At 60.1% G+C, this 23,106-nt stretch carries 17 protein-coding genes; 10 read left to right on the top strand and 7 right to left on the bottom strand.

Annotated features, from left to right (window positions below):
* From J5J09_RS18260 to J5J09_RS18275, 4 genes are read left to right on the top strand one after another with little or no spacing between them, the layout of a single operon-like run.
* Nucleotides 1–2,145, top strand: a complete 2,145-nt coding sequence (locus J5J09_RS18260) for an MFS transporter (RefSeq protein ID WP_208553668.1) — start codon at nucleotides 1–3, stop codon at nucleotides 2,143–2,145.
* 34 nt (nucleotides 2,146–2,179) lie between these two features.
* Entirely contained in the window at nucleotides 2,180–3,211 is a 1,032-nt protein-coding gene (locus J5J09_RS18265; RefSeq protein ID WP_208553669.1) for an ABC transporter substrate-binding protein, read from the top strand.
* Nucleotides 3,212–3,213: 2 nt separating this feature from the next.
* Complete coding sequence (locus tag J5J09_RS18270; protein WP_208553670.1) at nucleotides 3,214–5,298, top strand: hypothetical protein; 2,085 nt, start codon at nucleotides 3,214–3,216, stop codon at nucleotides 5,296–5,298.
* Nucleotides 5,288–6,985: a PP2C family protein-serine/threonine phosphatase gene (locus J5J09_RS18275; protein WP_208553671.1), complete on the top strand. Its 1,698-nt coding sequence runs from the start codon at nucleotides 5,288–5,290 to the stop codon at nucleotides 6,983–6,985. The genes J5J09_RS18270 and J5J09_RS18275 overlap by 11 nt, the downstream gene beginning before the upstream one ends.
* A 62-nt stretch (nucleotides 6,986–7,047) precedes the next feature.
* On the opposite strand, the gene J5J09_RS18280 is transcribed toward J5J09_RS18275, so the two are convergent.
* The 4 genes from J5J09_RS18280 to J5J09_RS18295 all read right to left on the bottom strand — a co-directional run bounded on the left by J5J09_RS18280 (nucleotide 7,048) and on the right by J5J09_RS18295 (nucleotide 11,865).
* Nucleotides 7,048–8,007 carry an ABC transporter permease gene (locus J5J09_RS18280; RefSeq protein WP_208553672.1) on the bottom strand — a complete coding sequence of 320 codons (960 nt, stop codon included), beginning with the start codon at nucleotides 8,005–8,007 and terminating at the stop codon, nucleotides 7,048–7,050.
* An 8-nt stretch (nucleotides 8,008–8,015) separates the two neighbouring features.
* Complete coding sequence (locus J5J09_RS18285; protein WP_208553673.1) at nucleotides 8,016–9,065, bottom strand: ABC transporter permease; 1,050 nt, start codon at nucleotides 9,063–9,065, stop codon at nucleotides 8,016–8,018.
* Nucleotides 9,066–9,073: 8 nt separating this feature from the next.
* Nucleotides 9,074–10,606, bottom strand: a complete 1,533-nt coding sequence (locus J5J09_RS18290) for an ATP-binding cassette domain-containing protein (RefSeq protein WP_208553674.1) — start codon at nucleotides 10,604–10,606, stop codon at nucleotides 9,074–9,076.
* A gap of 122 nt (nucleotides 10,607–10,728) precedes the next feature.
* Entirely contained in the window at nucleotides 10,729–11,865 is a 1,137-nt protein-coding gene (locus tag J5J09_RS18295; protein WP_208553675.1) for a sugar ABC transporter substrate-binding protein, read from the bottom strand.
* A gap of 745 nt (nucleotides 11,866–12,610) precedes the next feature.
* On the opposite strand from J5J09_RS18295, the gene J5J09_RS18300 reads away from it, so the two are divergent.
* Both J5J09_RS18300 and J5J09_RS18305 read left to right on the top strand, forming a co-directional pair.
* Nucleotides 12,611–13,639: a four-carbon acid sugar kinase family protein gene (locus J5J09_RS18300; RefSeq protein ID WP_208553676.1), complete on the top strand. Its 1,029-nt coding sequence runs from the start codon at nucleotides 12,611–12,613 to the stop codon at nucleotides 13,637–13,639.
* Between the two features lie 3 nt (nucleotides 13,640–13,642).
* The gene (locus J5J09_RS18305; protein WP_208553677.1) at nucleotides 13,643–14,365 is read left to right on the top strand and encodes a FadR/GntR family transcriptional regulator; all 723 of its coding nucleotides are present in this window, start codon (nucleotides 13,643–13,645) and stop codon (nucleotides 14,363–14,365) included.
* A 44-nt stretch (nucleotides 14,366–14,409) separates the two neighbouring features.
* Here the strand turns inward: J5J09_RS18305 and J5J09_RS18310 are convergent, their stop codons facing one another.
* Genes J5J09_RS18310 through J5J09_RS18320 form a run of 3 tightly spaced genes read right to left on the bottom strand, consistent with a single transcriptional unit; the run spans nucleotide 14,410 to nucleotide 17,676 of the window.
* Nucleotides 14,410–15,525, bottom strand: coding sequence for an iron-containing alcohol dehydrogenase (locus tag J5J09_RS18310; RefSeq protein WP_208553678.1), 1,116 nt, complete (start codon nucleotides 15,523–15,525; stop codon nucleotides 14,410–14,412).
* Nucleotides 15,526–15,530: 5 nt separating this feature from the next.
* Nucleotides 15,531–16,487, bottom strand: coding sequence for a 4-hydroxythreonine-4-phosphate dehydrogenase PdxA (gene pdxA, locus J5J09_RS18315; RefSeq protein ID WP_208553679.1), 957 nt, complete (start codon nucleotides 16,485–16,487; stop codon nucleotides 15,531–15,533).
* Nucleotide 16,488: 1 nt separating this feature from the next.
* Nucleotides 16,489–17,676: an exo-alpha-sialidase gene (locus J5J09_RS18320; RefSeq protein WP_208553680.1), complete on the bottom strand. Its 1,188-nt coding sequence runs from the start codon at nucleotides 17,674–17,676 to the stop codon at nucleotides 16,489–16,491.
* 371 nt (nucleotides 17,677–18,047) lie between these two features.
* Here J5J09_RS18320 and J5J09_RS18325 point away from each other — a divergent pair, with 371 nt between their 5' ends.
* The 4 genes from J5J09_RS18325 (at nucleotide 18,048) to J5J09_RS18340 (ending at nucleotide 23,090) form a co-directional block, all read left to right on the top strand.
* Complete coding sequence (locus tag J5J09_RS18325; protein ID WP_208553681.1) at nucleotides 18,048–19,547, top strand: ABC transporter substrate-binding protein; 1,500 nt, start codon at nucleotides 18,048–18,050, stop codon at nucleotides 19,545–19,547.
* A gap of 83 nt (nucleotides 19,548–19,630) precedes the next feature.
* On the top strand, nucleotides 19,631–20,545 hold the full coding sequence (locus J5J09_RS18330) for an ABC transporter permease (protein ID WP_208553682.1): 915 nt from the start codon (nucleotides 19,631–19,633) through the stop codon (nucleotides 20,543–20,545).
* Between the two features lie 9 nt (nucleotides 20,546–20,554).
* On the top strand, nucleotides 20,555–21,478 hold the full coding sequence (locus tag J5J09_RS18335) for an ABC transporter permease (RefSeq protein WP_208553683.1): 924 nt from the start codon (nucleotides 20,555–20,557) through the stop codon (nucleotides 21,476–21,478).
* Nucleotides 21,471–23,090, top strand: coding sequence for an ABC transporter ATP-binding protein (locus J5J09_RS18340; RefSeq protein WP_208553684.1), 1,620 nt, complete (start codon nucleotides 21,471–21,473; stop codon nucleotides 23,088–23,090). The genes J5J09_RS18335 and J5J09_RS18340 overlap by 8 nt, the downstream gene beginning before the upstream one ends.
* Nucleotides 23,091–23,106: the final 16 nt, after the last annotated feature.

A 23,106-nucleotide genomic window follows, 5' to 3' on the forward strand; every position in this document is an offset into this window, starting at 1 on the left:
ATGACGAGCAGCGAACGACTGGTCGATAGCGCCGCCCAGCGTATCACGCGCCATGTCGGCCTTGCCGTAGCGCTGCTTGTCGTCGTTGCGAGTTGCGCCCTTTTCGTGATGACGATCCAGGCTTTCCAGAAGGATCTCGAGCCGGACATTCACGCGGCGAGTACGCAGATCGCCCAGTCGGTGACCAATACGCTCGACATGGCCGCCGATCTTGGTATTCCGGCCGCAGATCTCGCTGGCGTGGAAGACTTCTTTGTCCTGACAATCGAGAACAACTCCCAGATACAGTCGTTACAACTCAAGGACCCCGAGGGAAACGTTCTGGCGAGCGTTGGACGGGGCAAGGATACGCCAGCGGCTGCGAAGACAGCGCGGGCGGCACTTCCCGAGAGCGTCGAGTCTAACCAGGACAGCACAGTTCCGGAAAACGACCGATTGAGCCTGATACTTCTTTCCGGCGCTGAAAGACTTCTCGGCATTTTCTCAAGCAACGCGCCCGTGCTCGAGCAACCGATTATGAGGGGCGATCAGATTTATGCAGTTCTTAGCGTCGAGATCGCCCCTGATTTCATCAACGGTCAGTTCCGTGACATCCTGTTTGACATGGTGGTCATTCTAATTGTCTCGCTGCTTGTCGCGTTCGAGATCATGACCGCATTCATCCTGTTTCACATCGTCACGCCGATCCGGCGACTGATCTTCCTGGTAGTCAACGGCGCGCATGGCAAGTTCGACACCTATATCGATCCGAAGAACAACGACGAGATCGGCCAGATAACCAGGCGTGTGTCCGACGTGGTAATCTCGCTGCACCGGCGGTTCGTCACCCTGGTGGCGTCGCTCTCGAATGCCGCTCCTTCTGTCCACAATCAGCTTCAGACAGTCTCCTCCCGCTTCAGCCTCAGTTCTGCTGGTCCCAAGCGTCTGTTTATCGGCAGTTTCGTGGATGTGCGCGTACCGCTCTTCCTGTTCAGCTTTGCGGATGAGTTGCAGAAATCCTGGCTTCCGCTCTACGCTACAAGTCTCGCCGGCTCGAATTCCCTGATTTCGCAGGAGGTTCTGGTCGGATTGCCGATATCGGTCTACATGGGCACTATTGCCATCGTTACGCCTTTCGCGTCGCGTTGGGCGGACGACTATGGCGCACGCCTTATGTTCATGATCGGCTTGGCCCCGGCGATCGTCGGCTACATGATCTGCGCCATGGCGCCCGATACGCTTGCTCTGGTCATCGGTCGCGGCGTGACCGCGTTTGGTTACGCCATTATCATCATTTCGTGCCAGGGGTATATCGCCGCGATTGCAACTAGCGAGAACCGCGGACGGGCGATGGCCATGTTCGTCGGGGTGTTGATGAGCGCGACGATGTGCGGCACGGCAATAGGCGGCGTTCTCGCTGACCGTGTCGGATACCGCACGGTTTTCTGGATTTCCGTCGGCCTTTCGCTCGCTGCCGGTCTGCTGGCTCGCTCGATGCTAATTTCCGAGCTAGCGGCTGATAAGACGCCGAAAATGAGCCTTATACGGGGCATTGCGGCGCTCATGCAGAATACCCGTTACACGGCGATGATCCTTCTAGCGGCGATCCCATCGAAGATTCTGCTGACCGGATTTTTATTCTATATGGTTCCGCTTTACCTGGCCAATCTCGGCTCCAACGAGGCGGAAATCGGCCGGGTCATGCTGCTCTATTCGCTGACAATTATTCTACTCGGATCGGCGAGCGGACGTATTGTCGACTGGCTTGGCCGGACCGGGTTCATGCTGGCTTTCGGCGGCGTCATATCGGCGATCGGTCTCATTGTCTTTGCGGATTGGCAAAACATCTGGGGCGTCGTGCTCATGGTGTTTATAATGGGGCTCGGCCATTCGGTGACGAAGAGCCCGCAGATCGCCTACGCGCTGGAAATCGCGGACGAAGAGGCAGCTCGGATTGGCCGTACCACCGTGCTCGGCGTCTTGCGCACCACGGAACGCATCGGAAGCGTGCTCGGTCCGCTGTTCGCCGCATTTCTGGTGGTCCAGTTCGGGTTCCAGATGGCGATTCAGATCGTCGGTATAGGCATCGTTGCTGCGTCCGCCTTATTCTACATCATCATCGCGAGGGAAGGCGCCAGTGGCGCCAAGCCCGCGGTCTCGGGATGAGGCCGCTGACGGTCGCAGACCGGAGGAGGGAAGCATGTCCTGTTTGAAGAGGATGTCGGTGACGGCCGTCTCGGCCCTCATGCTGGTAGGATTCCTTGGCGGATTCGTCCGGGCTCAGGAGAGTGGACAACGGTTCACGATCTACATGGCGGCCTGGCGTGGGTGCGAGGAGGCTTGTCAGGGTTTCGTCGACTACATCAAGGAGAGCGGCATGCCGGCGGATGTCGTTATCCGCGACGCCAAGACGGACAAGGCAGCCCTGCCCACATTCGTCGAGGAAATCAAACAAATGCGTCCAGACCTTGTTATCACCTGGGGCACCAATGTGACTGCGGAACTGGTCGGCACCTACGACGCGCCGGATCCTTCGAAATACATTGGCGACATTCCGAGCGTGTTCATGGTTGTAGCGGATCCGGTCGCGGCGAAGATTGCCAAGTCCTATGAATCTTCGGGCCGGCCGTATGTAAGCGGCACGCGCAACCGCGTGCCCGAGATCACGCAATTGAAGGCGATGCTGGAATACAGGCCGTTCAAGCGTTTTGGAATCATCTACAACGAGAATGAACTGAACTCCAAGCTGAACGCCGACGTGGTCAAGCGCGCCGCGGATGAACTTGGCCTTGAGCTCGTGATGTTGCCGATGCCACTCACCAATGGCGAGCCCGATCCTAAGGATATTCCGCAATTGATCCAGGAGGCGGCCGACCGCGGCGTCGAATTTCTCTATATCGGCAGCAGCTCGTTCATCACCGTCAATGCCGACGTCTACACCGAAGCGGCGATCGAGGCCGGTATTCCGGTGGCGTCGAGCTACGAGACATCGGTGACCGAGAGTTCTGCGCTGCTTGCCGTCGCTTCCAAATACGCGATGATCGGCCGGCTGGCCGGCTACCAGGCGAAGCGTATCCTGGTCGACAAGGTCAAGCCGATCGACCTGCCGATCGCTGCGCTGGACCGCCACTCCTACATCGTCAACATGAAGACGGCCGCGGCGCTCAAGCTTTATCCGCCTATGACCTTGCTCAGTTACGCCGAAATCGTAAATCCGCCCGAAGGCCAGTGACGATGCGCGGACGCGGCGAGGGGAGCGTGCCGCTGCTCCGGCGGGTAGCCTTCTGGCTGGTGGCCATGGTGCTGCTCGGTGGTGGACTTTTCGCGCTGGAGCGCATGGTTGAACAACGGCTTGACCTGCGCGTGACGGAAAGCGTTTCGTCGATCGCTGATTCCTATGTCGGGCACGCTGAGGCTTCATTGGATTACGGGCTTTCTCTGACTGGTCCGGGCAGTGTAGAAGCCTTTCTTCAACCGCCGCCGTCCTTGGCATCGGGCAAAGATGCACTGAGCCTCAGGCTGGAAGCGCTGAGCCTTTCCGCCGACGGACATCGTCCAGCTGCCAATACGATCCGGTCCGACGTCGATGCGCTTGTGGTGGAACGTGCAATCCTCGACAGTCACGGTGAAGCCACAAGCCGTCTCATTTTGTCTCGATCGATCACCGGTGAACGGGACGCGGCGCAATGGCGTCGGACGGCTCTTTCGGTCGGCCTTGCGATATTCGGCGTCGCACTCGCTCTGTTTGTCGGCTTCTTGCCGTTGCGCCGCGTGGCACTGATCGCCGCTGCTGCGTTTGTTTCTACGTCCCTGCTGCTGTTGGTAGCCTTTGGCATCCAGTCGACGGCAATCTCCCGGCAGGCAGCCGTGCTTGCCGTCGCGGAGACCGCGTCGGACATCGACCGTGCCGCCCAGCTCGGCATGCGGTTCGATCAACTGGTTGGCATGCAGGATTTTCTGGCCCGGCAACTCGGGACCAACTCCGCTATCAATCAATTGACGGTCAAAGGCGTGGACGGCTTGCAGTTCCAGGCCGGTACCGAAAGTTTCGGCTCCACAGTGGCCACCCTGTTGTCGGCGCCGCCACTGTCTCGGCTGGTCGATCTGGGAGTTGGCCAGGTTCTCGCAAACGGTATCCGTGTCGATGCGGTTGTCAGCGTCCATCCGATCCTGGTGGACCTTGGAAGCCTGGCGGTGGCGGTGGGAGTCTTCTGGGTTTGTGGTGGCGCGCTGTTGCTTGGGTTGGCAGACGGTCGCGTGAGCGGCGCGGAACGCTCACCCCTGGCCGCCGCGGTCGCGCCGGCATTGCTGTTTCTGATCCTGTTCAGCCCGTTCGCTGACCTTGGTCCCTCGACTTTTCCGCAAGGTCTAAAAATCGCTTCGCTCGCGGTCGGCCTGATCCTCGGCCTCTTGCTTCGTGCGCGGTTGGCAATGCTGGCGATGGGTATAGCGGTCGTCTCAATTCTACTCGGCCTTTGGTTCGAAGTCGCGCTCGCCTATGGCGGAACTGGCCTGCTTGTCGGGGTGGCATTCATCTCGCATGGGCAATCGATCCGGACACTGCACCTTCTGGTCGCCATGCTGCCCTGCGTTGTGCTTATGGGTGCGGAGATGCTCGGTTCCGTGACTGTCGGAGCGCCTGTTGCTGTCGCCGTTCTGGTACTGGCCGTCGCGTCGATCGCGATTTCGCCCCAGGTGGGCAAGTTGTCGGCGTGGCGAGGGCAGTCACGCGCCGACTGGCAGCTTGCCGGCCTTCCCGACCTTCCATGGATATGGCTTTGCCTTGGGCTTATGCAGACGTCCCTTTTTCTTCTCGTCGTCCTTGCCGCTCGCCAAGAGCGGGATTGGCTGGCCGCTGGCGCGCTCTCTTATGTTCTGTGCTGCTTCATCCTACATCTCGTCAGCTATCGGCTGGCAGGAGCGATCAATCCCGGATTGAAAGGACGTGTGGCTCTGTTTGAGGTCTGCATCTTCGCCGCAGTGATGTTTGTCGCCGCCGCCTATATCGGCGGGTGGAGCGTCGTTGTCTGCACCGCTCTCGCCGCCGCCTTGTCGGGTGCGGCGGCTCGTCTGAGTGTCGAGTTACCCTTTCTCGTTCGGATCGGCGACGGGGCGAAGACAATGCTGACCTACGTTCGGCTGATCGCGCTGGTCACCGCCATGGCCCTCGGCCTCTTCGTCGAAACGCCGGAGGATTTCGCGCTTCCGGCCGTGATGGCCTGCCTCGTCGCACTGGCTCCGCTTGCCTATGCGACCCTCGCCGGTCTGGATCCCGCCTGGACCCGCCGCCGGAGCGCGGAGCGCATCCATGCCTCTTAGGTCTCGTATCGCCCTTTTTGTCGGGATCGCGACGCTGATCCTCAGCGTCATCTTCGTTGCCCAGGTCGTGGTGAGCGTGCGTGTCACCGATCAGGCGGCTCGTCGCGACATGACCGTTCTCATCCAAGCGATGTGGCAGAACCATGTGGATGACGAGAGCGCGGTTGAGGAGGATATCGCCAGCCGCATTCGCCGCGATGTGGAGCTTTTGAACGCCGTCTTCCAGCAGCGCCCCGATGCCGTTCTTGAGCGTATAGATGTGGGAGCCATGACCGAGGGGCGCTCAATCATCATTCTCGACCAGAAGCTTGCGCCGATATACACAAGCTTGGGTCACCGCCCGCCTGCGGATTTCGGGGATGTCGTCTCGCGGATGGTGCGCACCAGCGACACCGAGGGTTTCGCCGACCTGGATATAGGTGACGGTTCGTCCACTTATCGGCTCAAGATTGTGCCGTTGCGGTTCCGGTTCGGCGTCGTTGGTTACGCGATCGTCGCAACGCCGCTTTCGCGTATCGTCGAGCATTTCGATCAGGGTGTCGATCTTGATGTCCAGCTTCTGGCCGCCGGCGTCGATGGCGCACCACCCGAAACCGGAAGCGCAAGGTCCGGAGCGACGCTGATCCCGCTTGCCGACGGCTTCACGCACGGTCGGGTGCTTGGCTATCTCGTCGTGTCGAACGAAGCTTCTGCCGAACTGCGTCAGACCCAATGGTTTCAATGGTTGACGGGCGGTCTCGTCGTGGTGTTCGTAGGACATCTGCTCGGCGGCCTGGTGTGGATGGTCAAGCGTGCCTTCCGGCCTCTGGATGCAGCGATCGACGTCATCGACCGTCTGACGCGCGGCGAAGAGGCACCGCCACTCGATACCAGCACCGGCACGATAGAGATTCAGCGCCTTTCGAAGGCTGTAGAGGCGCTGCGTGCCGCCCATGCAAACCAGGAGGCGCTGCATCGGCTGCAGGCCGAGCTCGCGATTGCCTCGGAGTTGCAGCAGGCACTGTTACCGCGGGGTCCGCTGCTGGCAGAGGGCGTCGCCTTTCATGGGCAGATGGTTCCGTCGCAGGAGGTGGCCGGCGACTATTTCGACTATTTCACCATAGACGACAGTCGCGTCGGTTTCCTGATCGCCGACGTTTGCGGCAAGGGCACACCGGCGGCGCTGTTCATGGCCATGTCGAGAACAGTGGTCCGCTCGCTGGCGATGACCGGTCGTCCGCCGGGCGAGGTGCTTGCCGAAGCCAACCGTGTGCTGTCGGAATCCAACGACCAGAACCTTTTCGTGACCATGTTTTACGGCATTTTCGACCGTACCGAGCGACGGCTGCGCTATGCCAATGCAGGTCATGTTTCGCCGATCCTGAAATCGGGCGAGGGGGATGTCACCTATCTGCCGGAAACGGGCGACTTGGTGCTTGGAATGATTCCGGACGTCTCGTACGCCACGATTGATCTGCCGCTTTCGCCGCGCAGTCTGCTGGTGTGCTACACCGACGGCATTCCGGAAGCCTTCGATGACAGCGACGCCCAGTTCGGTGACGAGCGGCTAATCAAGCTGGTGCGGCAGACCCCCAACCGTGATCCGGCCGATTTGATGCAGGAACTGCAGACGGCGGTACTCGACTTCGCCGGTCGCCGGCCGCAATATGACGACATCACGCTGTGCATCGGCTCGTTTTCGGGCTGAGGATCCGTTTAGCGCTCCCGTCTTTAGCCGCGTTACGTCATTCCGAATCGGCTCCGGCCTGGTCAGGAGCTCACCTTCGCGCCGCGGCCATAAACGAGCAACATGCCGACGATGACGGTGCCGTAGATGATCTGCCGTGCCGCCTCAGGCATCTGCATGATGGAGAGAACCGAGTTCAGGAGGACGATCAGCACTACGCCGACAAGAGTGCCGATGTATCTGCCCTGTCCGCCGAGAATGCGCGTTCCGCCGAGCACGACGGCGGCGATGGCTGGGAGCAGGTAAGGTAGACCCATGCCCTGATAGGCCTTGGCCGAGTAGCCGGCGAGAAGCACGCCGGCAAGGGCTGCGCACACGCCGGAAACCATGAACGCGCCAATGATGACGAAATGGGTGCGGATGCCGGAGAGGTAGGCGGCACCTTCGCTGTTGCCGGTTGCGTAGATGGAGCGCCCGAAACTCGTGCGGCTCAGCGTCAGCGCAATGCAGATCGAAACCAAGATCCACACGAAAATCGCCATCGGAACTCCCAGCAGGCGATCAGCAGCGAGAAAACGCATCAGCGGTGTCGCCTGGTCCTGCGGGGCAAAGCCACCGGTATGGGCGACCATCAGTCCACGCAACACCGAATCGACGCCCAGGGTGAAGATCATGGACGGAATGCGCAGATAGGCGACGCCCAGTCCGTTGACGAGGCCAACTGCGAGCCCGACCGCAATGCCGGCGGGCAGGGCCATGTCACCGCCCACGCTTGCTGCCATCATGGCTGCTGCGGTCAGGGTCCACGGGACGGACAGGTCTATATGCCCCAGCAGGATGACCATCATCATGCCCGCCGCAACGATGCCGAGAAACGAGCCCGTCTGCAATTGCTGCAGGAGGTAATTGGGTGACAGAAGCGGTGCGGTTCCCTGGACGCTAAGTGTGTAGCCGGTGCCAATCGTCAGGATGACGAGTATGAAGAGCGAAGCGATGAGGATTGGCTTGTTCTCAGGCCGGATTTTCGATGGAAAGCTGTTCATCATGTCACCTAGCGAAAGAGATCAAGTCGGTTCCTGACACGCAGTGTGCGCAAGGCGCCGAGGCTGACGGCCGCCAGCAGCACGATGCCTTCGATCAGCGGTTGTAGCAGCGGATCAATCGAAACGATGCGGAAATAGAAGGACATGACGCGCAGAATGCAGGCGCCGACCAGCGATGCGATCGCACCGCCGACGCCGCCAAGCAGCGACGTACCGCCGAGCACCACCGCCGCGATGGAATTGAGCGTATAGGCGCCCGCCTGCATCACGTCGGCATTTCCCGAGGAGGTCTGGATCGCCAGATAAAGCCCGCCGCAGGCGGATAAGAAGCCAGCCAGCGCAAAGGCCGCAATCTTAGCCCGGTTGACCGGCAGGCCGGACATGTATGCCGCTCCTTCTGCCGAGCCGATGGCATAGACGGTCCGCCCGGTAACGGACTTGCGGAAGGGCATCCAGATTGCGAAGGCCACCAAAAGCACCAGAATGAGCGGGGTGGGAATCCATGCGAAGGGCGAGAACCAGGCCGCGTCCGGGTCAAACAGCTGGTAGGTGTCAACCAAATCCCAAAGACTGTTGGTAAAGGCCCAGTTCAGGTCTCCGTCGATCTCGCCGCCCGGTTTTGGACGGATGAAAAGCGCAAGGCCGATAGCGATGGCACCGGTTGCGAGTGTGACGATGATCGGCTGAAGCCGCCCATAGACGATAACAATACCGTTCATCAACCCGAATGCCGTGCCGGCGAGGAGGGTGACCAATATGCCCCACAGGATCTCGGCGGGAGAGCCGTTGACCAGCTCGGATGCAATGCATGATGTCAGAGTCATGACAGCGCCGACACTGAGGTCGAGGCCGCCCATGAGGACAGGCACCGTCTGGGCCATCGCCAGAAAAGCGATAGCGACAGTCTCATTGGCATTTTGGACGAGTACGGCTGAAGAAAAACCGCGTGGATGAAGAATGTTGTAAATCAGGTAGATAGTAAGAAGAAGGGCCAACGCGCCATAAAAGGCGCGGCCCTGCTTCAAGCGTGTCGAGAAAGCGGTCTTGAGATTTTCCATGATCGCTATCAGGCCGCCGGTTGCGCGTTGATATTGAGCGAGGCTGCGACAACGGCTTCCTCGTTGATCGCATCACCGCTGAGTTCGGTGGTGATGACGCCGTCATACATGACAGCAATCCGGTCGCAGCAGCCGATCAGCTCGGCATAATCTGTCGAATAGAAAAGGATCGCCTTACCCTCTCCAGCCAGGTCACGCATTAATTTGTAGATTTCCTGTTTTGTGCCGACATCAATGCCGCGCGTGGGGTCGTTCAACAGAATGACATCGGGTTCGGTCATCAGCCACTTGGCAATGACCACCTTCTGCTGGTTGCCGCCCGAGAGTGTTGCTACAGGGTCGGTTGCCTTGTTGATTTTGATCTGAAGCTTGCGGATTCCGTCCTCGACGGCAGCGTGTTCCTTGCCGCTGTCGATGAAGGCACCGGTGGATACCTTGTCAAAGGAAGCGGCCAGCAGATTGTCGGCAATCGACATGGGCAGCATCAGGCCCTCCGTCTTGCGATCCTCGGGTACGAGTGCGATGCGTGTCTTGCCGGTCTTGGCCTCATAGGGGGACGATGGCGAAACAACCGATCCGCCTGCTTTGACCTCTCCGCCAACGCCACGCAGAACGCCGAAGAGGGCCAGCAAAAGTTCCTTCTGGCCCTGACCATCAAGCCCGCCGAGGCCTACGATCTCACCCTTTCCGACGCTCAGATTGACCCCGTTGAGCCGGCTTTCCCAGGAGAGGTTGTTGATTTCGAAAAAGGAGACGGTTTTGCGCGGTGCGGGCCTAGGTGGAAAATGCGCCTCGACGTCGCGCCCAATCATCATCCGGACGATCTCGCCGGGCGAGCGCTCGCCCTTGGCGAATGTGTCCACATGATTGCCGTTGCGGAAGACGGACAGGGTGTCGCAAAGCCTATCCACCTCGTGCATGCGGTGTGAGATGAAAAGCGACGCGACGTTCTCATTCTTAAGGTCACCCAGAAGCCCATAAACTGTTTCGACATCGCGGCTGGTTAGGGCTGATGTTGCTTCGTCCAGGATTAGAACCTTGGGGTTCATACCCAGAGCCTTCGCGATTTCCACCATCTGACGACGAGACAGGGAGAGATTGCGCACCAGAGCATTGGGGTCTACGTCTTCGCATTTGATACGCGCGAGAAGCGCTTCGGCGCGGCGCCTCTGCGCGCGCCCGTCGATCAGGCCGAAGCGTCGCGGCGGATCGGCAATGGAGATATTGTCCGCGACGGTGAGGTCGGGCAAGAGCGACAGTTCCTGGAAGATGCAGACGATTCCGGACTTGGCAGCCTCTGCCGGTGAACGAAAACGCACGGGCTCCCCGTTCAGAAAGAGTTCGCCCTTGTCGGGCTGCAGAACGCCGGACATGATTTTGATCAACGTCGACTTGCCGGCTCCGTTTTCGCCAAGGATCGCGTGTGTGCTGCCGCTTCGACAAGAAAAATCAACGTCTTCCAGCGCCTTGGCGCCTGAAAACGATTTGGAAACTCCCCGCAATCCAACGATCGGAACATCCGGACGAGTCTTGTCGTTCACGATTTGCTACTCCACCGATCCGCTACACCATAAATCACACGCTCAAGCCGCCCCGGGCGGATCGTAGGGCAGCCGGACGAAGGCATGCCGACCCGAGCCGGCATGCTTCCTGACATACCGACTTATTTCGTGTCGGACTCGTCCTGTGCCATGATGGCGGGGCCCGAGATGTTCACGCCGCAGGGCGGGAACTCGTTAACGGTGAAGAAGTTGTCCGGAAGATTGGACCAGTAGTTCTCGCCGTCCTTAAGCTCCTTATAGGTTGCGACTGGCAGCGGCACCGAGATGAGCTGGGGCATGACATTGCCTTCGAGCGCCGAGATCGCCGCCTTCATGGCGATCGCCACGAGGCCTGGTGACTGGCCGATTGAAATGCCCTTGAGGCCATCAGCTGAATGCTCTGCAATCGCCTTGCGGAAGCCGTTTTCGGATTCGCCGGCAATCGGAACCCAGGGATGGCCTGCATCCTTCAGCGCCTGGATGACACCATTGGATCCGCCCTGTCCGACCACGGCGTCGAACTGGCCGTGAACGGCGATCGCGTCGGCAACAACCTTCTGGGTCGTGCCGTCGTCCCAGTTGCCGACGACAGAGACCATCTCCCACTTGCCACCATCCTTCGTGAACACCTCGTTGATGCCTATCGAACGGTCACGGTCAACGGAGTTTCCCGGCAGGCCACGGACCTCGAGGATCTTCCCGTCCTTTGTGCCCTTGGCATGCAGTTCGTCCAAAGCGAACTGGCCCCACATGCGGCCCATCTCAAGCTGGTTCTCGTTCACCTGCATGACCTTGTCGGTGTCGAGAACATTGTCGAATGGAACTAGGACGACATTGTTCTTGTCGGCAAGCCGTATGACGCGATCGAAACCGTCAGGGGCGACCGCGATGGTCACGATGGCGTCGTAACCCTGATTGATGAAATCCTCGATGGCGCCAAGCTGGGCCGGTGCATCCGTTCCTGTCGAGACCACCTTGAACTCGGAAATCTTGTCCTTTACCGCCGGGTCTTCAGCATAGGCCTTGGCCGTCTTGATCATTTGGATGCGCCAGGTATTGCCGACGAAGCCGTTGACGATCGCAACCTTGAACGGACCGTCCTTCTTGGGCCACTGCATGTATTTTGTGTCAGCGCTCCACGGCGCAAAACACTCGGGCTCGACGCCAGGACCTGCGACAACCTCGGGGCCGGCAAACGCCATGGCGGCGCTCAGCAGCACAGATGCCGTCGTTGAAATCAATAAAGCCTTCAGTTTCATGCTCCTCCTCCTTGGCACTTTCCACGGTGCCCATCTTGATGGACGCCACACGATGCGTGCGTCTTATGTCACTGCTGGAGGGCCTCCTCCTTCCAGCAGCATTCCTGACCTCATGCCTCGAAGCTTTGAAGCTCCGTTGGAGCAGAGTCTTTCTTCTGTCCTGCTCGCCCGGCTCCAGTGAGGTAACAGCGTCCCTGTGTCCCCACCCCGGCGGTTTTCGAAAAGGTCGGTCGCGTCCCGGTACGAAACCGCCCGATAGCTCGTCGGTCGTCAAATGCGAATTCAGGCGATGACCACAGAGTGAGCACGCCCAATAAGCTGCGCCGCGGCATCGCCGGACGCTTCGGCGTTCCAATTCTGTGGATTTATTTGTGGGACAATTAACAGACTGCCACGGCCGTGGTCAATAATATTATTAGTAATTTTAATAAAGATTCAAAACTTCAGGCTTTTCTGTTCGCTGCTTCCCCCGGATAACTGCTTGGGCTAGTCCTAAAATTCCATTGTAAAATCGAGTTGTGCGGGAGCTATCCGAACCCGTGACTTTTGATATTCCGGCCCGCCGATAGGCCGGATACCGCTTCAGCTTCATGTCTGTCCCTGTTGATGGGCCATCCTCCTATCCATTCCGCTCCTAGCCTCCCACGTGGCCTCCATAAATTTGTAATACATCGGACAAGATATCTCTGGAAAGAATAGGAAAATACGGTCATAAAAGATGACAACAGCGGGAGGAGGAAGTCAGTTGCTCGCTATAGTCGCCGACGACCTCACCGGGGCGCTCGATACAGGTTCTCCCTTTGCCGGCCGAGGTCTGCATACACAGGTTGCGATTGGCATTGAGGCGATCGCCGACGCGCTGGCGGAAGAGCCTGCTGTTTTGTCAATCAATCTCGGATCGCGCGAGTTCGATGAGGCGCACGCCGCCGCGCTTGCGCGGGCTGCCTATCAGGCACTGCCGCGGGGAACACGGATATTCAAGAAGGTGGATTCCCGTCTGAAAGGGCATGTGGCGGCGGAACTGGATGCGATCTCCTACAGGAAAGCTCTGGTGGCGCCTGCTATTCCGGCGTTCGGGCGGATCGTTCGAGATGGATGTGTCGAGGGATTCGGTGTCGCGCGACCAATCCGGATCGCCGATCGGCTCGGAGGACATGCGGAGCGGTGTCGGGTCGCGGATACGGTAAGCGACGAAGACATGGACGCGGCGCTCGAAACTGCCGAGCGGGAGGACCTGGATCTGCTCGTCGGCGCGAGGGGGCTTGCGGAGGCGCTCGCGCGCAGGATGACAGGCGGTAAGATACCTCAATCCGTCGAGCCTCCCGAGGGAGCCGGACTTTTCGTCATCGGTTCGCATGATCCGATCACGTTGGCGCAGGTCGAGACATTGCGCGCACGGGGCGACGTCGACTATCTCTCAGCCCCCAACGGACGGCTCGACACGGTATCGCCCAAGGGCGGGCGTTTCGTGTTGGTCCAGGCCACACAAGGCAGTGAAGCGGTCTCGGCGCAGGATGTCTCTGCCTGCCTGGCCGGGGGTGTTCACCCGGAGCTCACGTCGCGCGCCCGGACCCTGCTGCTGTCCGGCGGGGCAACGGCGGAGGCCGTGCTGTCCCGGATGGGAGTCAGGCGCTTCAGGCTCGACGGCGAGTGTTTGCCGGGTCTGGGGATCGCCTATGCTGGCGACCAATGTATCATCGCGAAATCCGGGGGATTCGGAGCGCCGGATACGCTCGCCATTCTGGCGTCTCGCATGCTCCGGGACATGGATTGACGAATGGGACTGCAAAGCGGAACAGCGCGGAAAAGTCTTGCCGATCTGGTGTTCGAACGAATGCACAGGGCGATCAAGTCGGGTGCCTATCAGGCCGATGAACGCCTGCCGACCGAACACGATCTGGCGATCGAATTCGAGGTCTCCCGCCCGATCATACGCGAAGCGCTTCGGCGCCTGCGGGAGCAGGGGCTCATCTACTCGAGACGCGGTGCGGGGAGCTTCGTGCGTGCGGTCGGCATGAAGCAGCCGCTCGGCTTCGGGCAACTCGAAAACGTGGCGGACCTGCTCAACTGTTACGAATTCCGTCTGACCCTGGAGCCCGCGGCTGCCGAAGCCGCGGCTGACCGGCACAATACGGCGACGCTGGCGGCGATCCGCGAGGCGCTCGAACTCATGCGGGATGCGACGAATCGACAGGCACACCGCGAAGACGCGGATTTCCAGTTTCATCTCGCGATCGCCCGGGCGGCGCAAAACAGCTATTTTTCAACGGCCATGGAAGCCCTGAAGGACCATATCGCCGTCGGCATGCGGTTCCATGGCGCGTCGGTCAAGCGCGATAGCGCCGGGCTGGCGCGCGTCTTTGCCGAGCATGAGGCGATCGCGGAAGCCATCGCAGCGGGCAATGGGGCTCGGGCAAAGGAGCTGATGTTTTCCCATCTCACCGGATCGAGGGCGCGGCTTTTCCAAGCCAGTGCCTCGGTCTCGGGAGAGGATGCCTGACACCGAGATAACGGGTAGGCGTGCTGTTAGCGACAGTCCGACACTCAGTACGACGCGTTGTAGATTCCGAGAATGTCATCGACCGACATATCGGCGGGGTTGTTGTCCATCAGGCGCCGGTTCGCGTGGGCCTCGCTGGCATAGACAGCAAGATTTTCCTGGCTCGCCCCGTGTTTCGATAGCGCCATCTCGATGTTCAGATCGGCGCAGAAGCGACAGGCGTTATCAAGAAGCTGTTCCGGCGAGCGGATATCGCCGAACCCCAATGCGTCGGCGACTTCGGCCGTCTTCTCTGCGGCGACCGGCTGGTTGAAGGCGAGCACGTGCGGAAAGACGATCGCGTTTGCAAGGCCATGTGGCAAGCCAAGGCGGGTGCCCAGGGGATAGGCTATGGCGTGGCCTGCGGCGGTGTTGACCGGGCCGAGGCAGATGCCGCCGTAGAACGAGGCAAGCATCATGCCTTCACGAGCCTCGGTGTCGCTTCCGTCCTTCACGGCGCGCGCAAGATATCTGCCGACGAGACGGAAGCCCATACGGGCGAAACCATCGATCATCGGATGGGCGCGCTTGTTGGTGAAGGCCTCGACACAATGGGCCATGGCATCGACGCCCGTTGCCGCAGTAACCGCTGGCGGAACGGTGAACGTCAATTCCGGATCGAGCACCGCCACATCGGCGATCATGTGTGGGCTCTCGACCGCAACCTTGGCTCCCTTGACGGGATCGGTAATCAGCGAACGGATGCCAGCCTCCGATCCGGTGCCAGCGGTCGTCGCGATCTGGACAAGTCGAGTATTGCGTCCGGCGACCTTGTTGGGGCCGGCGACGTCGGCGAGCGTCTGTTCGGAGTCCCAGAGCACGGCAACCAGTTTCGCGACGTCGAGCACAGAGCCGCCGCCGAGTCCTATCACGACGTCCGGGCGAGCGCGTCGCGCCGACACAAGCGCTGCGTCAAGGGTCGCCATATCGGGTTCTCCGGGAATGGCATCGAAGACCTCCAGCTTTCCTCTGATCCTCATTCTGTCGATGAAGCCTGCCGTGATCGGCGTTGCGAGAACGAAGACCGACGAGGCGGCGCCGACGAGATCGCCGATCTCGTCGATCGTGCCCGCACCGACAATCAGGCGGCGCGGCTGATGAAGAGTGATGGATGCGGTCATCGGTGTTATCCTTGCTTGCGGCGGCCCGCCACCAGCTTGCGGGCATAGGCGATGGCGGAATTCATGTTGCCGTGGTTGGCGATGCCCTTGCCGGCGATATCGAAGGCCGTGCCGTGATCGACGGACGTGCGGTCGATCGGCAGTTCAACCGAGACGTTGACCGCGGTGTCGAAGGCGACGAGTTTGATCGGGATGTGCCCCTGGTCGTGATACTGCGCGACCACGAGATCGAAGGCGCCGGAATAGGCGCGGTGAAAAACCGTGTCGGCGGAAATCGGTCCTTGGACATCGATGCCTTCGGCGCGAGCAGCGGCGACGGCGGGCGCGATCTGATCGTCATCCTCGGTACCGAAGAGCCCGTTTTCGCCGCAATGTGGGTTGACCCCGGCCACCGCGATGCGCGGTGTATCGTAACCTATGCGCTTCAGATGGTCGTTGCCGGCCCGGATGGTTGCCAAGACCCGTTCCGTCGTTGCGCGGCGGATTGCTTCCTGCAAAGACACATGGGTCGAGACGTGGATGACCTTGAGACGCTCAGACGCGAGCAACATGTAAGCGGCCTTCGCGCCTGTGAGGCTGCGGAGCATGCCGGTGTGGCCATCGTAGTGATGGCCTGCGGCATTGAGCGCTTCCTTGTTGATCGGCGCGGTAACAATGCAGCCGATCTGGCCTGCCTCCGCGTCCCGCACCGCCTTTTCGATGAAGCGGAAGGCCGCGTCGCCTGCCACCGGGCTCAGTTGCCCCCAAGGCAGGGGCGCCCCGTTCACAGCAAGATCGACGACGAACGGAGCTAGCTCCATGTCGAGGCCAATCGCATCGCGAGCGGCCTCGAGCGTCTTCAGGTTTCCGTATATCCGTGTGGCAGCCCGGTCGGCGTCCGACATCTCGGCAAGTGCCTTGACGCAGATCTCGGGACCAACGCCGCACGGATCGCCCATCGTGATGCCAATAATTCCGCTCATATCATTCTCCATTGTCGAGGCGATCCCAGCCGGGTGCCAGCCGAACATATTTGATCGCGCGTCGATGGTAGGTGTAGGCGAGATGCAGGCTTCCGTCGCGTCCTTCCAGTATCCACGGGTAGGACATTTCCTGATTGCGTCCGTCGGCGGAATCGTTGGAGAGGCAAGAGCCCGGACCATCCTCGATCAGGATACGGCGCGGAAAGGTGATCCCGCCGTCGTCGGAAAGGCAGACCGATACGGGCGCACGCGGCACTCCCCAGACAGGCACGATCCCTCCGGCAGGGTCGGCCTCCGGCCTATCGTCATTTTCCCCCAGTTCATCATAGAGGGATGTGCGCCGGTCGGCGGAGTGCTCCGCATTGACCGGGTTGCAGATGATCGCGATGCGTCCATCCTTCAACGTAATGGCCGCGATCGACGAATTGTTGTTGGGAATGTCGGTCGCGGCTGGAGCGACCCAGCTTCGCCCGCCGTCGGTGCTTTCGGTTCTATAGACGAAATCTGCCTGACGTCGCCTGAAGAAGGCTGCATATCTGCCACCGCCGAGCGCGACCGGTGACATGTGAACGCAGCCGGTCGACCCGTCCAGTTCCTCCAGCCGCCATGTCTTTCCGGCGTCTTCGCTGATTCCGAGCGCAGCCGTGTCGTGGCTTCCATTCCATTTTTGCCCGGGGCGTTGGACGCAGCGGAAAATCGGCAGCAACCAGGCGCCGTCATCCCGGATCGTCAGTGGCGCGCGGATGAAGCATCCTCGGGGCAGATCGAGATACGTTTCCGCCGCCGTCGCAAGCTGATGCGGGTCGCCTTGGTCCACGACGACTTCAGCCATCCGGATACGGCATTCATCCTGATTGCCTGAGGGCTGCGACGTGTGAAACAAAAAAAGGCGGCCATCAGGCGCATCGAACAGGACGGGATTCTGTTCGGAGTGGTTGGGATCGGAACTCAAGCGCTGTGGGGCGCCCCAGGTCATGGAGTCGGAAAGAACCGAGGCGTAGATCGAGATATCGGATTTCCCCTCCAGCGATCCGCCAAACCATGCGCAGATCAGCGAACCGTTTCTGGCCCTGTGGAGAAAGGCTGCATGATTCTGAATCATCGGAGACGGCAGGTATGCCTCAACGCGTCCGTCTGCTGCCGTTTCCAATCTGCCGTTCATCCGGCGCGCGATTTCATCAGGTGTCATGGAATGCTCCTCTTGCATTCGAAATCGATCTTTTCCAAAAAGTTGTCAAGTTTTTTTATGTTTCCTTATTTTGAGTTTCTGAATTATTTTCAGTTTAAACATATGATTTTAAATCATAAAATAATCTACCGTCTCCGGGACTTCTTTTTACATCCCGAAAATAATTGACAAAGTTCGTAGGAAATTGGATGGTCTGGTCAGGAGGCGGAGTGTCGGACATAGAGGTGTTCCGGGTGCCCGGTCTTGTCCACCTGCTTTGTAAGGGGCGAGCGTTGGCGCTGTTGCTTTGGCTCGTCGGCACGGTGCCGATGCAATTCTTGCGGCGTGTTGCCGCTGCACATACGAACGAGTTTATCTGGGAGGAGAATGACATGAAGAAAACTGCTCTGCTGTGTGCCTTGGTTATGGGCACTGCTCTGTCGCCGGCCTATGCCGGTTCGGGCCCGATCAAGGTGGTTCTGCCGGAGGAGGCTGATCTGCTCGAGCCTTGCATGGCGACGCGTTCCAATATCGGCCGCATCATCATGGAAAACGTCAGCGAGACGCTGACGGAGCTCGATGTCCGTGGCGACAAGGGCGTCATGCCGCGCCTTGCTGAAAAGTGGGAACAGAACGAAGACGGCAGCTGGCGTTTCCACCTGCGGCAGGGTGTGACATTCTCGGACGGCACGAGCTTCGACGCGAAGGACGTGAAGCACAGTTTCGACCGCATCATGAGCGACAAGAACACCTGCGAGTCTCGCCGTTACTTCGGCGGCATGACTGTCACGCCGACAGTCGTCGACGACTACACCATCGACTTCAACGCAGATCCGGTGCAGCCAATCCTGCCGCTCCTGATGTCGCTGGTGACCATCGTTCCGGAAGAGACGCCGCTCGAATTCATTCGCGAACCGATCGGGACAGGCCCGTACAAGCTCACGAACTGGACACCTGGCCAGCAGATCGTGTTGACGGGCCGCGACGACTATTGGGGTGAGAAGCCGGAGGTAACGGAGGCGACCTATGCTTTCCGTGCGGATCCATCTGTGCGCGCGGCAATGGTTCAGGCGGGTGAGGCTGACCTTTCCCCTTCGATCTCGCAGCTTGAAGCGACAAATCCGGCTACGGACTTCTCCTATCTCGACAGTGAAACCGTCTATCTGCGTATCGATCACAACATCGAACCGCTGAACGACGTCCGTGTTCGCCGCGCTCTCAACCTGGCCGTCGATCGCGAGGCGTTCCTCGGCACGCTGGTGCCGGATGGCGCGTTGCTGGCAACAGCCATCGTTCCTCCACCGACGCTCGGCTGGAACCCTGACGTCAAAGTATTCCCCTATGATCCGGACGCTGCCAAGAAGCTGATCGAGGAGGCCAAAGCCGATGGCGTGAAGGTCGACACGCCGATCACGATCATCGCCCGTTCGGCGAACTTCCCGAACGTCACTGAAATCATGGAGGCGATCCAGCAGCAGTTGCAGGAAGTCGGCTTCAACATCGAGCTGAAGTTCGTCGAGGTCGCCGAGCACGAGCAGTATTATTCGAAGCCCTTCGCGGAAGGTCGTGGTCCTCAGATCGTCGCCGCCATGCACGACAACTCCAAGGGCGACCCCTCGTTCTCCATGTTCTTCAAGTATGCGAGCGACGGAACCCAGTCGGGCTTTTCCGATCCGAAGGTTGACGACCTGATCAAGCGGGCTTCGGCAGCGGTGGGCGACGAACGCGCCAAGCTTTGGTCCGAGCTGATTGCTTATCTGCATGACGACGTGGTCGCCGATGTGCTTCTCTTCCACATGGTCGGCTTCTCCCGGGTTTCCGAGCGCCTGGATTTCAAGCCCACGATGGCGACGAATTCCATGCTCCAATTGTCCGAGATCACGATCAAGTAAGCGCGGGCTACGGAACGTCGCGAACTTTTCAAAGCAATCATGCGGCGGGATGATCCTGCCGCAGCGTTTTCTCCGAGGGTGCGATGCTGAGCTTCATCCGAAAACGTGCCGTGGCCAGTCTGATCTCGCTCATCGGGCTTATTGTCATGGTCTTCTTCCTCTCCCGCCTGACCGGCGATCCGGCGGCGCTTTTCCTGCCGGTCGAGGCCTCCGAGGAGATGAAGAACCAGTTTCGCGAACTGCATGGTCTCAACGATCCGCTGATGGTCCAGTTCGGCCGCTATGTCGGCGATGTTCTGACGGGCGATCTTGGTGAATCGCTGCGCAAGGCGCGGCCGGCGCTCGACGTGGTGCTTGAAGCCTTCGTCTGGACCCTGTGGCTCGCCGTCATCACGATGAGCCTCGTTACCGTCGCCGCGATCGTGGTCGGCTCTCTTGCCGCGTTTCGGGCTGGCGGATTCTTCGACCGTTTCTCGTCAATCGTCTCGCTCGTCGGCGCGTCCGTGCCGGACTTCTGGCTCGCGATCGTTGCGATCGTCGTTTTCGCGGTCAATCTCGCATGGTTGCCGACATCTGGCACCGGCTCGATCTGGCATTGGATCTTGCCGATCGCTGTACTGTTCGTGCGGCCATTCGGTATCATCGTGCAGGTGGTGCGCGGCTCGATGATTACGGCTCTGTCGTCCGCCTATGTGAAGACGGCGCGTGCCAAAGGCGTGAAATCGACCCCAATCATTTTCGTCCATGCGCTGCGCAATGCCATGTTGCCGGTTATCACCGTGATCGGTGACCAAGCCGCGAGCCTGCTCAACGGTGCCGTCATCATCGAGACGATCTTCGGTTTCCCCGGCGTCGGCAAGCTGATGATCGATTCCATCCTGCAGCGCGACTTCAACGTGGTGCTTGCCGCGATCCTCGTGACGGCGCTTGCCATCTTCCTGTTGAACCTGCTGATCGATCTCGCTTATGCAATTCTCGATCCACGAATTCGGCATTGAGGAGGGGCTATGACACTCGAAACCTCCATCGTTGCGATTGCCGATGAACCGCCGTTTTATCGGCGTATGTTCCGCATGCTGCTGGCCGACAAGTTCGCCCTCTGCGCAGCGGTTTTCCTGCTGCTGGTCATATTGATGGCGTTGATGGGGCCCAGCTGGTTAGGGGATATCGCCACCAAGCAGAACCTGCGCGGTCGGAATGCTGCGCCTTTCGACTTTGAGAAGGCCTGGGTTTGGTGGATGGGTGCGGATGCGCTCGGACGCCCGCTGCTTGCACGCATCATCGTCGCGACGCAGAACACGATCATGGTGGCAGCCGGCGCGGTCTTGATCTCCTCTGTAGTGGGAACCGTGCTTGGACTGATTGCCGGCTTTTCTTCGCCGCGCGTCAATCAGGTCATCATGCGTCTAGCTGATGTCATCATGTCCTTCCCGTCGCTGCTGATCGCTGTCATCGTGCTCTACATTCTCGGATCTTCGATCCTAAACCTGATGATGGTACTGGCGATCACCCGCATCCCCGTCTATCTGCGCACAACACGGGCCGAGGTGCTGGAAATTCGCGAGCGCATGTTCGTCCAGGCGGCGCGCGTCATGGGCGCCTCCAGCAAGCGCATCCTGTTCCGCCATATCTTGCCGGTGGTTCTCCCGACGTTGACCACACTCGCCACCCTCGACTTCGCCTATGTAATGCTGGCGGAAAGCGCGCTTTCGTTTCTCGGCATCGGCATCCAGCCACCGGAGATCACGTGGGGTCTCATGATCAGCCAGGGTCGGCAATACCTGACCAATGCATGGTGGCTTTCCTTCTGGCCGGGGCTTGCGATCATCCTGACGACGATGTCGCTGAACCTGCTCTCGAACTGGATGCGGATTGCGCTGGATCCGGTGCAGCGCTGGCGTCTGGAAATGAAAGGGGCCAAGAATGGCTGAGCATCTGCTCGAGGTCCGCAACCTTTCGGTCGAGTTCCACACGGCTGGTGGCGTCGTGAAGGCCGTGCGCGACATGTCCTATCATCTCGACCGGGGCGAGACTCTCGCGATCCTGGGTGAAAGCGGTTCGGGCAAGTCCGTGTCGTCGTCGGCGATCATGAACCTCATCGACATGCCGCCAGGGCGTATCAGTGGCGGCGAAATCCTGCTTGACGGCGTCGATCTGCTGACGATGCCGCTGTCAGAACGTCGAGAGATCAACGGACGCCGCATTGCCATGATCTTCCAGGATCCGCTCAGCCACCTGAACCCGGTCTATACCGTCGGATGGCAGGTTCGCGAGGCGCTGACAACGCACGGAACCGACGCCGCCAGGGCTCAGGCCGAGGCGCTGCGGCTTCTCGGTCGCGTCGGTATTCCGGACCCGGAGCATGCGCTGGCCAAATATCCGCATGAGTTTTCCGGCGGTCAGCGTCAGCGCGTCATGATCGCGATGGCGCTTGCACTTCGGCCCGATCTGCTGATCGCGGATGAGCCGACCACTGCTCTCGATGTCACCGTGCAGGCCGAAGTGCTGGCGCTTCTCAAGGAGTTGCAGCGCGAGACCGGAATGGCCGTCCTTATCATCACGCATGATCTCGGCGTCGTCGCCGAGATCGCGGACCGTGTCGTGGTGATGGAGAAAGGCGTTCTGGTCGAGGCCGGCACGGTGCGCGAGGTCTACAAGAACCCGCAGCATCCCTACACGAAGAAGCTCATCGCGGCGGCCCCTGGCAAGGGCGAGATGCATGAACCGCTAAAAGGCCACGAACCGGTCTTGAGCGTGCGGGACATCCGCAAGAACTACGGTGCGTTTGCAGCTTTGAAGGGTGTTTCCTTCGATCTCCTTGCCGGAGAGACTCTGGCCGTGGTCGGGGAAAGTGGATCGGGCAAGTCGACACTCGCCCGCGTATTGCTGCGGCTTGATGAACCGGATTCCGGTTCTGCGCAGTGGAAGGGCAGGGACCTTTTCCAATTGTCGGCCGCTGAACTCTACAAGCTCAGGCGCGATTTGCAGATGGTCTTCCAGGACCCGACACAATCGCTCAATCCGCGCATGACGGTCTACCAGCTGATTTCGGAAGCATGGGTCATCCATCCCGACATCCTTCCTAAAGCCAGGTGGCGCGAGCGCGTCGCCGAACTGCTGACCCAGGTCGGGCTCGGACCGGAGCATATGGGGCGTTACCCGCACCAATTTTCGGGTGGCCAGCGCCAGCGCATCGCGATTGCCCGGGCACTCGCGCTCGAGCCGCAGCTGATCATCTGCGACGAGGCCGTATCGGCACTCGACGTGTCGGTGCAGGCGCAAGTCATCGCGCTTCTCGACAAACTACGGAAGGAAATGGGCATAGCCTTCATCTTCATCGCGCATGACCTGCCCGTGGTGCGCGACTTTGCCGACCATGTGATGGTCATGCAGAAGGGCGAGGTCGTCGAGCTCGGCACTGTGCGCGAGATATTCGAGACACCGCAGAAGCCCTATACCCAGGCGCTGCTCGCCGCCGGCCTCGATCCGGATCCGGACGTTCAGGCCCAAAACCGTGCGAACCGGTTGAGCCGGGCGTCCTGACAACAAGAATACCGGA

The organism is Ciceribacter sp. L1K22 (assembly GCF_017599385.1).
Classification (GTDB): domain Bacteria; phylum Pseudomonadota; class Alphaproteobacteria; order Rhizobiales; family Rhizobiaceae; genus Allorhizobium.